Below are 13,689 nucleotides of genomic sequence, written 5' to 3' on the forward strand. Positions count from 1 at the left end.
TTTTCTATATACTGGCGGCAATTGCAAATTTTAGGGTGGTTTAGCATGTCTCAAGAAGAATTCTCCGAAAACGACTGGCGCCGGCTGATCAGCAGCCTTGGCGAAGACCCGCAGCGTCCTGGCTTGCTGGAAACGCCTGCGCGCGTGGCGAAAGCCTGGAAGCACTGGACTTCCGGCTACGGACAAAATCCGGTCGACCTGCTGAAAGCCTTTGAAGATGGCGCGGAACAGTACAACGAGCTGATCGTCGTGCGCGGTATTCCCGTCTACAGCCATTGCGAACACCATCTGGCGCCGTTTTTCGGCAAGGCCACCATCGGCTATGTGCCAAACGGCAAGATCGTTGGCCTGTCGAAACTGACGCGCCTCGTCGATTGCTTTTCCAAGCGCCTGCAAGTGCAGGAACGCATGACGATGCAGATCGCCAATGCCTTGATGGAAGTGCTGGAACCGAAATCGGTAGGCGTGGTCGTGCGCTGCCGCCACCTGTGCATGGAAAGCCGCGGCATCCGCACGCCGGGCGAGGAAACCATCACCTCGGCCATGCTGGGCGAGATGCAGCCGAACCTGGCACTGCGCACGGAATTTCTGGCCCTGGCGCGAGAAAGCTGATTTTTCAGCGACGATGCAAGACGAAGGCGGCGCAATGCCGCCTTTTTTATGCCTGCCCGGCTGCTCTGGCGCGTGCCGGGGGCGGGCGCATCAGTAGCGGTAGTCGTTGACGAAGTGCTTGGTGAAGTTGTACTTGCTGCCGCCATCGAGCAAGTCGACCAAGCGTTTTGGCGCCGAGGCTGACATGAAGGCGTCGGCCGCGCCGGCCGTGCTGCGAAACCGCATGCCGGGGCTGAGGATCTGGTTGGCGCCGATCTTCAGGTGCTGGAAACTCTTGGTCTTCTCATTGTTGAGAATGAAGTGCAATTCCTGTTTGAAGGTCAGGAAGGGGATCTTCAGCCACCAGCCTTCGTCCGTGCCATAACCGGCAACGCTGGCAAAATGCGTGTTCTTGTCCGTCAGGGTGGGTTTGCCCAGGCGGTCGTTGATGCGTTTCATGGCTTCATTCTTGGTCATGCTGTTCTTTCGTGATTCGATCTATCCGGCGTGCATTCTGACACAGGCGCGCCGCCGCGTGCCGCGTAATGCTTCACAGCAGCAGAATCAGGGACCCGAGCACGACAAAACCGCCGCCGAGGGCTGCCTTCCAGGTGAACGGCTCGCCCAGCACCAGCCAGCCAGCCAGCATCACCAGCGCCACGCTGAGCTTGTCGATGGGCGCCACCCGCGAGACGGGCCCCAGCTGCAGTGCGCGGAAGTAGCACAGCCACGACAGCCCCGTGGTGACGCCCGAGGCGATCAAACAGGTCCAGCCGACCCAACTGCTGCCGCCCGGACGCTGCCACTCCGCGCGCAGCGAAATGATGGCTGCCGTGACCAGCAGGATGACGCCGGTGCGTATCAGGGTGGCCATGTTGCTGTTCATCTGGGCGACGCCCAGCTTGCCCAGGATGGCGGTCATGGCCGCAAACACGGCCGACAGGATGGCAAAGCCTTGCCAGGTGAGCGAGGTGGACATGCTATGACTGTAGCGTAAAAAATGCGCGGCCGCTGGCGCAATTGTATTGCGTTGCAACATGTCGCAGCGCAGCGCATGAACGCAACCCATTAACAACACTGCGTCAAAATCATTGCTGTGGCGCATTGTAAATATCGGTAGTTACAGCGTATGCTGGAGTCGCCTGAACGGTGCCGCCAGAGCGCCGTCGCCGCCGCATTCCTGGCCAGCAGAGCTGGAAGCGGGCCAAGCCACCACCGCCGCACATACAGTTGGAGACACCGCATGAAGAAGTTGACATTCCAGCAGAAGTTATGGATCCCCCTGATTTGCAGCTTGCTGTGCATTACGATAATTTTCGTCTACAACGCCCTGGAAATTCGCAAGATCCGCATCGAGGAGCGTAGCGCCGACCTGAGCAATGCTGCCGACCTGGGCCTGGGCGCCGTGAAGATGTTTGGCGACCTGGCCGCCAGCGGCGCCTTGACGAAGGAAGAGGCGCAAAAGCAGGCCACTGCCGTCATCAAGAGCATGCGCTTTGGCGAGACCGGCTATTTGTCCATCATCAACCTCGATGCCGTCGTGGTGATGAATCCTGCCGCGCCGCAAACCAATGGCAAGGATATGTCGAACTTCCAGGATGCCAATGGCACCTATCTGTACCGCGACATCGTCGCCGTCGGCAAGAGCGATGCGGGCAAGGGCTTCGTCCACTATTATTTCCCCCGTCCCGGGCAGAAAAACGCCGAGCCGAAGATGAGCCGCGTGGCGGCCTACAAACCGTGGGCCTGGACCATCGTGGTGGGCGTGTACATGGACGACATCGACGCGGCCTTCCGCCAGTCGCTGATCACCTCGCTGGGCGTGCTGCTGCTGGTGTGCGCGCTGCTGGCGGCCGTCGTCGTGGCGATTAACCGCAGCCTGCGCCATGCGCTGGGTGGCGACCCCGAATATGCGGCCGAAGTAGCGGGAAAAATCGCTAACAACGATTTGAGCAGCAGTGTGCGCACGCATGCCAGCGACCGCCACAGCGTGCTGTACGCGATGAAGACCATGCAGGCCAACCTGGTCGATGCGATCAGCGAAATTCGCCACAGCGCCGAAACCATCGCCACCGCGTCGAGCGAGATTGCCAGCGGCAATATGGACTTGTCGGCGCGCACGGAAATGCAGGCCAGTTCGCTGGAAGAAACGGCCGCGTCGATGGAAGAACTGACCTCGACCGTGACACAAAATGCGGGCAACGCCGTGCAGGCGAATGAATTGGCGCAGTCGGCCTCAGCAGTAGCGCGCCAGGGTGGCGCCGTGGTGGCGCAAGTGATCGGCACCATGGACACCATCAACGCCTCGTCGCGCAAGATCGTCGACATCATCGGCGTCATCGATGGCATCGCCTTCCAGACGAACATCCTGGCCCTGAACGCGGCGGTGGAAGCGGCGCGTGCGGGCGAGCAGGGGCGCGGCTTCGCCGTCGTCGCCAGCGAAGTGCGCAACCTGGCGCAGCGCTCGGCAGGCGCTGCCAAGGAAATCAAGGAACTCATCGGCGCCTCCGTCGACAGCATCGCCGCTGGCAGCACCCTGGTCGCACAGGCGGGCACGACCATGGACCAGGTGGTGGCCAGCGTTTCGCGCGTGACCGACATCATGGCCGACATCACGGCCGCTTCGCACGAGCAAAGCACGGGCATCGGCCACGTCAACCAGGCGATTACGGAGATGGATAGCGTGACGCAGCAAAATGCGGCGCTGGTGGAAGAGGCGGCGGCAGCGGCGTCGAGCATGCAGGACCAGGCGGCCGTGCTGGCGCAGCTGGTGGCGCGCTTCAAGCTGTCGGCGCACGAGCACGGTGCTGCTGCGCCGCGTTTGGCGGCATCCTCGGCTGGCGCGCCGCGCGCCGTGGCGAAAAAACCGGCGCGCAGCCTGGCGGCGCGCTAAGCGTTTATTGGGCTGGGGCCGGCGCTTGCGCTGGCTCAAACGCCAGCTTTTCATCGACGACCACGAATTGCCCGACCCGTTGGCCCAGGTCGGCTTTCGGGTCGTTTTCCATTTCTGTCAGTTGATTGCAGGTATTCGTTTCCGCCTGCCACAACTGTTTGCCCATGCGGATATTCCACACGCCATCGCCGGCCGCAAACAGTTCCACCTTGATATCGGCCGGCGCAGCCGTCGACAAGGTATGCAGGCGCTGGCATTGCGGCAGGTTCGTTGCCCTCAGCTGCACTTCCACCGTATCTTGCCAAAAATAATTCTGCTGGCGGCGCACGGTCAGGGAATGGTCGTGGCCATCGAACATATAGATGGCGAAGTCCTGGACACAGCCTGACAGCAGGACGGACAGCATGACGATCAGGAGTTTGCGCATGGTCGGCTTTCTTTTGTGGCACTCGGGAATGACGGATACTAGGTGTTGCAGCGAGTGTGGGCGCTTGCTTGCATGGCAAGCGGGGCGCCCGCCGTCTTGTTTTTCGCTGACGTGGCATTATATCCATGCACACCAGTTGCGGCGCGAGAATAGTCATGCAGCGTCCGCGCCGTCTGCCGAACGCCAGCCACCGACCCGGAAAGACCACAATGATCGACCTGTATTACTGGACCACGCCCAACGGGCACAAAGTGACGATGTTCCTGGAAGAAGCGGGCATTGCCTACAACATCATTCCCGTGCATATCGGCAAGGGCGAGCAGTTCAAGCCGGAATTTCTCGCCATCGCGCCGAATAACCGCATCCCCGCCATCGTCGACCAGGCGCCGGAAGATGGCGGCGCGCCCCTGTCCTTGTTCGAGTCGGGCGCCATCTTGCAATACCTGGCCGAGAAAAGCGGGCAATTCCTGCCGTTTGATGCGCGCGGACGTGCCGAGGTCATGCAGTGGCTGTTCTGGCAAATGGGCGGCCTGGGGCCGATGGCGGGGCAGAACCACCATTTCGTGCAATACGCGCCCGAGCCGATCGACTACGCGATCACGCGCTATGTGAATGAAACAAACCGCCTGTACGGTGTGCTGAACAAGCGCCTGGCCGACCGCGCCTTCGTTGCCGGCGATACCTATTCCATCGCCGACATGGCAATCTACCCGTGGATCGTGCCGCACGAGCGCCAGCGCCAGAAGCTGGACGATTTCCCCCACCTGGCGCGCTGGTTCGCCGCCATCGCCGCCCGCCCGGCCACCGTGCGCGCGTATGCGCGCGCCGCCGACATCAACGTGCAGCCCACCGTCAGCGGCGACGCGAAAAGCGTGCTGTTCGGCCAAACGGCAAAAACGGCCGGCTGACATTTTTGTCATCTTCGCCGCCAGTTGGCGGGCGTAAAATGGCTCACCTTCCCTGAAGAAAGCGGCCATGCGCATACTCGTAATCGAAGATGAACCGAAAACGGGCGACTACCTGCTGCGCGGCCTGGCGGAATCCGGTTTTACGGTCAGCCTGGCGCGCAATGGCCGCGACGGCTTGCAGATGGCCAGCAGCGACGCGCCCGATTTGATCGTGCTCGACGTCATGCTGCCCATCATGGATGGCTGGCAAGTGCTGCACGCGCTGCGTCTGCTACCCGGCGGGGCAGACGTGCCCGTGATTTTTCTGACGGCGCGCGACGAAGTGCAGGACCGGGTCAAGGGGCTGGAGCTGGGCGCCGACGATTACCTGGTCAAGCCGTTCGCCTTTGCCGAACTGGTGGCGCGCATCCGCACCCTGCTGCGGCGCGGCCCGCCCCGTGAAGACGACGTGATACGCATCGGCGACATGGAAATCGATGTGATGAAACGCAAGGTCAGCCGGCAAGGCCAGCGCATCACCCTGACGGCCAAGGAATTTGGCTTGCTGCATCTGTTGGCGCGGCGCCAGGGCGAAGTCTTGTCGCGCTCCAGCATCGCCGCGCAAGTGTGGGACATCCATTTCGAGAGCGACACCAACGTCATCGACGCGGCCATCCGCCGCCTGCGCAGTAAACTCGACGACCCATTTGAACCCAAGCTGATCCACACCTTGCGCGGCATGGGCTACGTCTGCGAATTGCGCGCACCCACTGTTCCCACCGCTGGCGACAACGGCGCCACCGCATGAAGCTGGCGCAGCTACGCCGCTCGCTGACCCTGCGCGTCACGCTCGTGTTCGTGCTGATCGTGGCGCTGGTGTCGGCCGGGCTGGGCATGCATTTGTACCGCTCGTTCGTGGTGGAAATCGAGCGCCGCGACGATATTTTATTGCTGGGAAAATTGCGGCAGATCCAGCAATTGCTGGGCAACGCGGGCACGCTGGACATCATCCGCGAGCGGCCCCAGTATTTCCGCGACACCATGAGCGGGCAAGAAAATTCGCTGGTGCGCATCGTGCGCGCCGATGGCACACGTTTGATCGATGTCAACCCGCATGGCGAGAGCGTCGTGCAAGCTGTTCCCGTGGCCGTCGATGCGCCAGTCACTGCCAGCGCGATTGTCAGCTGGACCAGCCGCGACGGTTACCCTGCCCGCGCGGTGGCAGCCAGCGCACGCATCGGCGATCCGGCGCAGATGGCCGACATTTCCGTCGCCCGCGTGTATGGCGACCGCAGCGCCATGTTTGCCGCCTATCGCTGGCAGATCGTCATCTCGGTAGCCGTCAGCGCGCTGGTGGCGGCCTTGTTGTCGAGCGTGATGCTGTTGCGCGGCTTGCGCCCGCTGCGCAATATCGCCGCCCACGCGGCCCTGGTGCGCCCCGGCAAGCTGGGGCAGCAACTCGATGCGCGTGGCGCGCCGACGGAATTGCTGCCCTTGATCCAGGCGCTGAACGCCATGCTGGCGCGCTTGCAGGAAGGCTACGCCCGGCTGTCGCAGTTTTCGGCCGACCTGGCGCATGAATTTCGCACGCCCGTTACCAATCTGCTGGGGCAAAGCCAGGTGATGCTGGCCCGTCCCCGCAGTGCGCAAGACTATGCCCAGCTGGTGTCGTCGAACATGGAAGAGCTGGAACGGCTGTCGCGCATGATCGACAGCATGCTGTTTTTGGCGCGCGCGCAGCAGGACGAGATGATCGTGCACCAGCAAGCCTTGCCCGTGCAGGACGAATTCTTGCGGCTGGCCGATTTCTTTGAAGGCCTGGCCGAAGAGAAAGGACTGGCGCTGGCGTGCCACGGCAGCGGCGAGGTGAGCGCCGAGCCGCAGCTGCTGCGCCGCGCACTGGGCAATCTGCTGTCGAATGCGATACGCCACGCGGCGCCGGGCAGCACGATTTTGTTGCGTTCGCACACGACGAACGATGGCGTGGAACTGAGCGTGAGCAATCTTGGCACTGCCATTCCCGCGCGCCACCTGCCGCACCTGTTCGAACGCTTCTACCGCGCCGACCCGGCCCGCAGCGACTCGGCCGCTTCCACAGGCTTAGGCCTGGCCATCGTCACGGCCATCATGCAATTGCATGGCGGCAGCGCGACGGTGGCGTCTGACGCCGCCGCCACCACATTTACCCTCGTTTTCCCTGTTTAGCCCATCTCCACCAGGAACTCATGCATGCCCGTATGCGCCAACTGCGCGCAGGCGGGAGCAAAATGCGGCAACTGGCCCCACAGCTGCGGGTTGCCGACGATATACACATAATGCTGCGCGCGCGTCAGGGCCACGTTGAGCAGGTTCGGCGTGGCGGCCGCCCACTGTGCGGCGCCCTGGGTGCTGTCGTCGGCGCCCAGGATCAGCATCACCACGCTTTGCTCCTTGCCCTGGAAGGTGTGCACGGTGCCCACCATCTGGCTGCTCCACTGGCGCAGTTCGCGGGCGGTGGGCGCCTTGCCGTAGCCCAGGCGGCGGTCCCAGTCCAGGTCCATGATGCGCGAGCGCAATTCGTTGCGCACGGCCTTGAAGGGCGTGATCAAATACATCTCGGGCAACTTGCCGTCGCGGCGGTACAGTTTCAGCAGCACTTCCAGTACGAAGTCGAGCTGCAGGGGCACCACCTGTTTGTAGCTGACGGAACCAATCGCGTCGATCCAGCGGCTGGCGCCGCGCGTGAGGCCCCGTGCGCCGGCCGGCGGCGTGCGTTCGGCGGCACCGTAGACCATCTTGTCTTCATAGGCGATGCTATTGGCCAGCGAAAACATCGGTTCCACGCAGCGGCGGTGTACGCGCAGCGGACTGCCGATCCACAAGGGCTGTGCGCTGCCAGCGCCCACATGTGCGCCATAGCGGTTGGCGCGGTCGGCGAGTGTTTGTACGGAAACGGCGGTCGGCGCGTAGCTGCCATCCTGCGTATGCGGCGACAGGGCGGACAAGCTTTGCACCAGGCGGCCCGGCACCGTGAACACGGGTTCGATCTGCAGCGGATCGCCCACCACGACAGCGCGTTTGGCGCGCCACAGGCAGCCCAGCGCCGCTTGCGGCACGGCCTGGCCCGCTTCATCGATGAACAGCCAGCCCAGCGATTCGGCGCCCATGCCCTGGAACTGGCGCGCGAACGAGGCAAACGTGGTCGATACGACAGGCACCACCATGAACAGGCTCTGCCATACCATGGCGATATGCGACTGGTCATAGGCGCGCTTGTTCTTTAATAGTTTGGAGACGGCCAGCAGGTTGCCGCCAAAGCCAGGTCCGCCTTTTCTCGCCACTTCGGCAAGCCACGCTTCGTGCAGGGCCAGGGCTTTGGCGAACAGGCGCGAGCGCAGCCGCGCCAGGGCTGGTTCGTGCCACAGGCCACCGATCTGCAGCGCGTCGCCGTCCAGCTCGTCCAGGGAATCGGGCGCGATGATGGTGGGGAAGCGCATGCGCGCGCGGCGCAGCAGCTCGGTGCTGTCATCCCATTCGCGCTGGCGCGACTGCGCCGTGCGCAGGGCGATATGCAGGCTGTTGCGGGCGCGCTCGCAGCGCGGCTCCAACTCTCCCTTGAGCAGCAGCTTGATGGCCGACACATCGCGCGCAGCCTGGCGCTGCGCCTCGGCGTTGGCGACGACGGCGTCCTTGTAGGCGCGCGCCGGTGCCGTACGGAACAAGCGGGCAAAGAAGCCCGGCTGCGTCAGCGCCACCAGGCGTTCTTCTTCCAGCAATTCCTTCTTGCTGGCCAGTAAAGTGTCCTGCTGCGCCAGGGCGGCGGCCAGGGCGCCATTCGCCGCATCCATTTCTTGTTCTGCGGCAATGAGCGCCTGCTGGCTGCTGTGGATGAATTCGGCTTGGGTGCAGGTGCCCACGGCTTGCCACAGGGCCGCGTACTGGCCTTGCTCGGCCAGCGCCTTTTCCACCACGTGTTCCGTCTCGCGAAACTCGCGCGCCGCCTGGGCGAAGCCGACGCCCTGGTAGCTGGCCAGCCACTGGCGAATATTCTGCGCGTTCGGCGTCTTGCGCGGCGTGCTCTTATCCCAGTCGTCGTCGTAGAAATTGCTGATGAAGCGGCGGCGGTTGGCGCTGTTGCCCAGCGCACAGGACATCAAGCCCCATGGCGCTTCTTCCTGGCTCAGGGCGCGGTTCGCACCGTTGCCATCGGCCACCACGCGGCGCGCCACGCTTTCAAAGTAGCGCGTGCGGGCCCATTCCTTGCCCAGCTGCTTCGGTTTGGGCAGATCGCCGGAAATGTTTTCCACTGCCGCGTTGTTGGACGAGGCCACGACCATTTCAAAGCCCGTCAGTTCCGGGCGCAAGCGGGCGATGGTAATCGGGTCGCGCACGCCTTCGAAGGCCACGGCCACCTTGCCGATGAAAGCGTCGGCAGCGCGGTCGAGGCAGGACAGCACGCTGGCGCGGCGCACGATGTTGTCGGCGAACAATTCGCGCAGCAGGGTCGTCTTGCCCGTGCCTGGCGGGCCATTGACGGAAAAGATGCCCCGCTCAGCCAGACCCGTGCGCGCGCCGTGGATGGCGAACTGCTGCATCAAGCTCATGGCGTAGCTGGCGTCTTCCAGCCAGTGTCCCCGATGCATGTTGGCCGGATTGAGCATGGCGGCCAGCGCCTGGCGTCCGGCCGGGCTGTACAGGTCGATGCGTTCATCCTGCGCCAGCGGCGTCAGATAGGCGGCGACGGTGGCCGGCAACTTGCCGCCGCGCAAGGCGCGGATGATCTGTTCCAGGTCATCGAGGTAAAAACTGTTGAGGATATCGACGGCCGGTGCCACCGTGTCGCCAAAGTCCAGCGTGCGGTTGCCGCTTTTTTCAGCGGCGTCGATATCGGCCACGGCGGCGCGTTTCTTGCGCGTGCGTAACTCCAGCACGGCCAGCGGCTGCGCGGCGGACGGATGGAACTGCGCCCAGTCGCGTAACAGGTCGGCCAGCGCCGCGATCTCCATGCCCGACAGGGGCGATGATACATTGCCCGCCTCGTCCGTCACTTGCTGCGGGGCGCGCGCGGCCGCGAAATTGCGCAGGCTGTCTTGCAGGGCCAGCTGGCTGTCGCTGAAGGCGTCCAGACTCAGGCCCGACCAGTCCGGCGTACGCGCGCGGCCCAGCGCCCACGGCAGCGTTGACACGGAAACGGGGTCGAATTGCGGCTCGCCCAGCGCATTCAGGGACAGGCGGGCAAAGCACGTGCGTCCTGCCAGTTCCGTTTTTTCCGCTTCAGCCATGCTTTCCGGGCCGGTGGATGGCGGGCAGGCCTTGTTGATCTCGGCCTTGTCGAAGACGCCGAGAAACAATTGAAAACCGTCGATCTCACGGTCGGAGGCTACTTGCCATTGCGTATAGAACTGCGGCGTCAATTGCGCCAGCTGTTCGCGGTGCAGGAGGCGCACGCTGGACTGGTCTTCGACGTCCGTGATTTGATTCAGGTCAAACGGGATAAAGAATTCGATCTTGTGCCAATACTCCAGGATAGCCAGGAGGCGCTGCTGTTCTGCCTGATTCATGATGACCACTATTTTGTAAAGCGAGCGAGGATTGTAAAGCGTATGCGCAGCGCACGTTTTGCACTTTTGCCTATTGCGCGCGCTTTGCCGCAAAAAAAGTGCGGGGGATGGACGAAAAAAAGCCAGGCAGCAACTTCCTGCCTGGCTTTCCTTGGGTAAGGATGTTGCTACTTGTTAAAACTCTTCCCATTCGCTGTCGGCGGCGGCATTGCTGCGGTGCGCAGGCGCGGCTGCGACGGCCTGGCGCGCTGGGCGTGGCAGGGGCGTGCGCGCCGGTGGCGCCACCGGTGCTCGTGGCGTTTGGCTGCGTACCGGACTCAGTTTCGGTGTGGCAACTGCATTGCCCGTCTTGAAGAAGCCCACCACGTGCGCCAGCTCGCCTGCCTGCTCCTGCATGCTTTGCGAGGCGGCCGCCGCTTCTTCCACCAGGGCCGCGTTTTGCTGCGTCACTTCGTCCATCTGGGCAATGGCCATGTTGATCTGTTCGATGCCGATGGTCTGCTCGTGCGTGGCGGAGGTGATTTCGCCCATGATGTCGGTCACGCGCACGATGCTGTCGACGATGTCGCCCATGGTCTGGCCCGCTTCATTGACGAGGCGCGAACCGGTGTCCACGTTGGCCACCGAGGCGGCGATCAGTTCCTTGATTTCCTTGGCGGCCGAGGCCGAACGGTGCGCCAGGTTGCGCACTTCCGTGGCGACCACGGCGAAGCCACGGCCCTGTTCGCCTGCGCGCGCCGCTTCCACGGCCGCGTTCAGGGCCAGGATATTCGTCTGGAAGGCGATGCCGTCGATGACGCCGATGATGTCGACAATCTTTTTCGACGAGGCATTGATGGTGCCCATGGTGTCGACCACTTGTGCGACGATGTTGCCGCCGCGCACTGCCACCTCGGAGGCGCTTTTCGCCAGTTGATTGGCCTGGCGCGCGTTGTCGGCGTTCTGCTTCACGGTCGAGGTCAGCTCTTCCATTGCCGAGGCCGTTTCTTCCAGCGAACTGGCCTGCTCTTCCGTGCGCGAAGACAGGTCGAGGTTGCCGGCGGCAATTTCGCTCGATGCCGTGGCGATCGCCTCCGTGCCGTGACGCACTTGCGCCACTACGCCCAGCAGGCTGTCATTCATGGCTTTCAGCGCGCCCAGCAGGCGGCCCGTTTCATCGCTGGAATTGACCACGATGTGCGACGACAGATCGCCCGAGGCCACCGTTTCGGCCACGCCGACGGCTGCATTGATGGGGCGGGTGATCGAGCGCGTGATGATCCAGGCAACAAAGGCGCCCAGCAACACGGCCACGCTGCCCAGGATAATCATGAAGGCGCGCGCGCTGGCGCTCAGCGTCTCAGCGTCCAGGGCCGCCTGCGCCGCCTGTTCTCTCTCATACGCGACCAGGCTGTCGAGCGCCGTCAGGACGCGTTTCAGGCTGGGCGCCGCCTGCTGCGTCAAAAAGGTAACCGCTTCTTCCGTCTGGCCCGCATTGCGCAGTGCGATGACCTTGTTGTTCATTGGCGCGCCCGCCTTCAGGGCCGCGCCCAGTTCGGCCATCAGCGCCGTTTCCTTGTCGGTCGATATCATTTTCTGCAGCGTTTCTTTGGCGGCGCCGTATTTTTTGCGCGCCTCGCCGATCTTCGCCAGTTCCGCCTGTAGCAGCGCTTCTGTCGGCGCCACCACCACGCTGGTGATCGCCAGGGTAATGTCGCGCACGTTGTCGCTCATGATACTGGCGGCGGCCGTCTTGACGTTCTTGTCGGCCACGATGTCGTGCGTGCGCTCGCTCAGTTGCGCCATGGAATACAAGCCGACGAGCAAGACGGCCACCAGCAGGCCGAGGACGACCGCGAACCCGATGCCGAGCCGGGTGCCGATTTTGAATTGTGTGAGTGACATGATTGCTTTCGTATTGCGGAAGTGGAAAGAAACGTGGACAGGCCAGGCGCCAGGCGCGGCCATGCCTTGCCGCTACGGGTTTATACCTATAGTCGGCGAGCCTGTAATTGTTCCTCAAAATTCTTCAAGGCAATACAAATACTTGTATCAAGTTTGCGAATAGTTAAGGAATTGGCAGCAAATGAAATGAGTTGTCGTGTGGAAACAACGTGGGCGCTGTGGCGCTGGCCGTCATGGTGCTGAAGGGCGGTACCGCCTGGCGCTACCAGGACTCAATGTGGTTGGGGATGCGAAACAGTAAATCCGTATCGCCCACATCGACGCCCAGCTGCGACAGCAGGGTGCTGGTCTGGCCCCGGTGATGCGTCTGGTGGTTGAAGAAATGCATCAGCAGGCTAAAAAATTCACGCCGGTTCGGCCCCTTGCTGTTGCGGTAGTCGAGCAAATGATCCAGGTCGGCTTCCTTGATGGAGGCGGCCCAGGCAACGATGGCCTGGTCCAGCCACAGCCGGTGCGCCTGCATGGCGCAAAAATCCTCGGCTTCGAACAGGGGCTGCGTGAGCGAGCTGGGCGGCGTGATGGCGCGGATGGGGTCGAGCAGGGAAAAACCGGCAGGGTGGGCGGCAAAGCGTTGCAGCCACAGGGTATCGCCCACCATCACGTGGTTCAGGGTGGCCAGCAGGGAGCCAAAAAAGGCGCCCCGCTCGCGCCGCAGTTCGTCGGGCGGCAGGCTGGCTGCCGCCGCATACATCCTGGCATTCATCCACTGGTTGTAATCGGCCATCAGGCAAATGTGGGCACAACGGTTCATGGCGAACTCCTCAGGTGGATGATTGCAATATTAAACGGATTTCAAGGTTAAACGGACTTCAAAAACGCGCGTATGCCGGCCAGCAACATTTCGATGGCCATTGCCGTCAGGATCAAGCCCATCAGGCGCTCGAAGGCCGTCATGACGCGTGGACCCAGTGCGCGCTGCAGGCGTTCGGCGCACAGGAAGACGGCCAGCCAGACGATGGCCACGGCCGTCAGCCCCGCCACGTGGGCGATGACTTCGTTCATGTCATGCGAGGAAAACAGCAATACCGTGGCCAGCGCCGACGGGCCGGCCAGCGCGGGGATGGCCAGCGGCACGATGAAGGGTTCGCCGCCCATGTCGTGGTCGCTATTGCTGCTGTTTGGTTGCGGAAACACCATGCGCATGGCGATCAGGAACAAGATCACGCCGCCGCCGATGCGCAGGGCGATTTCCGACAGTTGCATGGCTTTCAGGAAATGGCGGCCAAAGAACATGAACAGCAGCAAGATGCCGAAGGCAATCATGCACTCGCGCACCACGACTTTCCAGCGCCGCTCGATGGGTACCCGTTTCAGGGCATTGACGAACAGGGAAACGTTGCCGAACGGATCGGTGACGAGCAGGAGCAGGATAAAAGTCTGGAAGAAGTTCTGTGTCATGGTGGTGGC

General features: G+C 62.9%; 12 protein-coding genes. 5 read left to right on the forward strand and 7 right to left on the reverse strand.

All coding sequences use genetic code 11. The annotated features are described in order from the left end of the window. The first annotated feature begins 45 nt into the window (after nucleotides 1–45). Nucleotides 46–612: a GTP cyclohydrolase I FolE gene (gene folE / locus ACQ4W6_RS18420; RefSeq protein WP_183682873.1), complete on the forward strand. Its 567-nt coding sequence runs from the start codon at nucleotides 46–48 to the stop codon at nucleotides 610–612. 90 nt (nucleotides 613–702) lie between these two features. Here the strand turns inward: folE and ACQ4W6_RS18425 are convergent, their stop codons facing one another. After that, nucleotides 703–1,068, reverse strand: a complete 366-nt coding sequence (locus ACQ4W6_RS18425; protein ID WP_436568614.1) for a hypothetical protein — start codon at nucleotides 1,066–1,068, stop codon at nucleotides 703–705. Nucleotides 1,069–1,141: 73 nt separating this feature from the next. Beyond that, complete coding sequence (locus ACQ4W6_RS18430; RefSeq protein WP_436568615.1) at nucleotides 1,142–1,570, reverse strand: EamA family transporter; 429 nt, start codon at nucleotides 1,568–1,570, stop codon at nucleotides 1,142–1,144. Between the two features lie 264 nt (nucleotides 1,571–1,834). On the opposite strand from ACQ4W6_RS18430, the gene ACQ4W6_RS18435 reads away from it, so the two are divergent. Next, nucleotides 1,835–3,484, forward strand: coding sequence for a methyl-accepting chemotaxis protein (locus ACQ4W6_RS18435; RefSeq protein WP_436568616.1), 1,650 nt, complete (start codon nucleotides 1,835–1,837; stop codon nucleotides 3,482–3,484). Nucleotides 3,485–3,488: 4 nt separating this feature from the next. Here ACQ4W6_RS18435 and ACQ4W6_RS18440 read toward each other — a convergent pair whose 3' ends face one another. Further along, the gene (locus ACQ4W6_RS18440; RefSeq protein ID WP_436568617.1) at nucleotides 3,489–3,911 is read right to left on the reverse strand and encodes a YdgH/BhsA/McbA family protein; all 423 of its coding nucleotides are present in this window, start codon (nucleotides 3,909–3,911) and stop codon (nucleotides 3,489–3,491) included. Nucleotides 3,912–4,120: 209 nt separating this feature from the next. Here ACQ4W6_RS18440 and ACQ4W6_RS18445 point away from each other — a divergent pair, with 209 nt between their 5' ends. The 3 genes from ACQ4W6_RS18445 (at nucleotide 4,121) to ACQ4W6_RS18455 (ending at nucleotide 7,003) form a co-directional block, all read left to right on the forward strand. Further along, nucleotides 4,121–4,819, forward strand: coding sequence for a glutathione binding-like protein (locus ACQ4W6_RS18445; protein ID WP_436568618.1), 699 nt, complete (start codon nucleotides 4,121–4,123; stop codon nucleotides 4,817–4,819). 67 nt (nucleotides 4,820–4,886) lie between these two features. Beyond that, a complete protein-coding gene (locus ACQ4W6_RS18450; RefSeq protein WP_436568619.1) occupies nucleotides 4,887–5,606 on the forward strand; it encodes a heavy metal response regulator transcription factor in 720 nt (239 codons plus the stop codon). Continuing rightward, nucleotides 5,603–7,003, forward strand: a complete 1,401-nt coding sequence (locus ACQ4W6_RS18455) for a heavy metal sensor histidine kinase (protein ID WP_436568620.1) — start codon at nucleotides 5,603–5,605, stop codon at nucleotides 7,001–7,003. The genes ACQ4W6_RS18450 and ACQ4W6_RS18455 overlap by 4 nt, the downstream gene beginning before the upstream one ends. Here the strand turns inward: ACQ4W6_RS18455 and ACQ4W6_RS18460 are convergent. The 4 genes from ACQ4W6_RS18460 to ACQ4W6_RS18475 all read right to left on the reverse strand — a co-directional run bounded on the left by ACQ4W6_RS18460 (nucleotide 7,000) and on the right by ACQ4W6_RS18475 (nucleotide 13,680). Next, entirely contained in the window at nucleotides 7,000–10,338 is a 3,339-nt protein-coding gene (locus ACQ4W6_RS18460; protein ID WP_436568621.1) for a DEAD/DEAH box helicase, read from the reverse strand. The two genes, ACQ4W6_RS18455 and ACQ4W6_RS18460, sit on opposite strands and share 4 nt — an antisense overlap. Nucleotides 10,339–10,512: 174 nt before the next feature. Further along, entirely contained in the window at nucleotides 10,513–12,222 is a 1,710-nt protein-coding gene (locus ACQ4W6_RS18465; protein ID WP_436568622.1) for a methyl-accepting chemotaxis protein, read from the reverse strand. A 262-nt stretch (nucleotides 12,223–12,484) separates the two neighbouring features. After that, a complete protein-coding gene (locus tag ACQ4W6_RS18470; RefSeq protein ID WP_436568623.1) occupies nucleotides 12,485–13,033 on the reverse strand; it encodes a DinB family protein in 549 nt (182 codons plus the stop codon). A 47-nt stretch (nucleotides 13,034–13,080) separates the two neighbouring features. Then, nucleotides 13,081–13,680, reverse strand: coding sequence for a MarC family protein (locus tag ACQ4W6_RS18475; RefSeq protein WP_436568624.1), 600 nt, complete (start codon nucleotides 13,678–13,680; stop codon nucleotides 13,081–13,083). Nucleotides 13,681–13,689 lie beyond the last annotated feature (9 nt).

It is taken from the genome of Janthinobacterium woesei (assembly GCF_051380875.1).
Lineage (GTDB): Bacteria > Pseudomonadota > Gammaproteobacteria > Burkholderiales > Burkholderiaceae_D > Janthinobacterium.

Excerpts from the sequence above, each read along its gene's own strand:
- ACQ4W6_RS18445 (WP_436568618.1), top strand. The coding sequence starts at position 4,121 with ATGATCGACCTGTATTACTGGACCACGCCCAACGGGCACAAAGTGACG.
- ACQ4W6_RS18455 (WP_436568620.1), top strand. The coding sequence starts at position 5,603 with ATGAAGCTGGCGCAGCTACGCCGCTCGCTGACCCTGCGCGTCACGCTC.
- ACQ4W6_RS18435 (WP_436568616.1), top strand. The coding sequence starts at position 1,835 with ATGAAGAAGTTGACATTCCAGCAGAAGTTATGGATCCCCCTGATTTGC.
- folE (WP_183682873.1), top strand. The coding sequence starts at position 46 with ATGTCTCAAGAAGAATTCTCCGAAAACGACTGGCGCCGGCTGATCAGC.
- ACQ4W6_RS18440 (WP_436568617.1), bottom strand. The coding sequence starts at position 3,911 with ATGCGCAAACTCCTGATCGTCATGCTGTCCGTCCTGCTGTCAGGCTGT.
- ACQ4W6_RS18475 (WP_436568624.1), bottom strand. The coding sequence starts at position 13,680 with ATGACACAGAACTTCTTCCAGACTTTTATCCTGCTCCTGCTCGTCACC.
- ACQ4W6_RS18450 (WP_436568619.1), top strand. The coding sequence starts at position 4,887 with ATGCGCATACTCGTAATCGAAGATGAACCGAAAACGGGCGACTACCTG.
- ACQ4W6_RS18470 (WP_436568623.1), bottom strand. The coding sequence starts at position 13,033 with ATGAACCGTTGTGCCCACATTTGCCTGATGGCCGATTACAACCAGTGG.
- ACQ4W6_RS18425 (WP_436568614.1), bottom strand. The coding sequence starts at position 1,068 with ATGACCAAGAATGAAGCCATGAAACGCATCAACGACCGCCTGGGCAAA.
- ACQ4W6_RS18460 (WP_436568621.1), bottom strand. The coding sequence starts at position 10,338 with ATGAATCAGGCAGAACAGCAGCGCCTCCTGGCTATCCTGGAGTATTGG.
- ACQ4W6_RS18465 (WP_436568622.1), bottom strand. The coding sequence starts at position 12,222 with ATGTCACTCACACAATTCAAAATCGGCACCCGGCTCGGCATCGGGTTC.
- ACQ4W6_RS18430 (WP_436568615.1), bottom strand. The coding sequence starts at position 1,570 with ATGTCCACCTCGCTCACCTGGCAAGGCTTTGCCATCCTGTCGGCCGTG.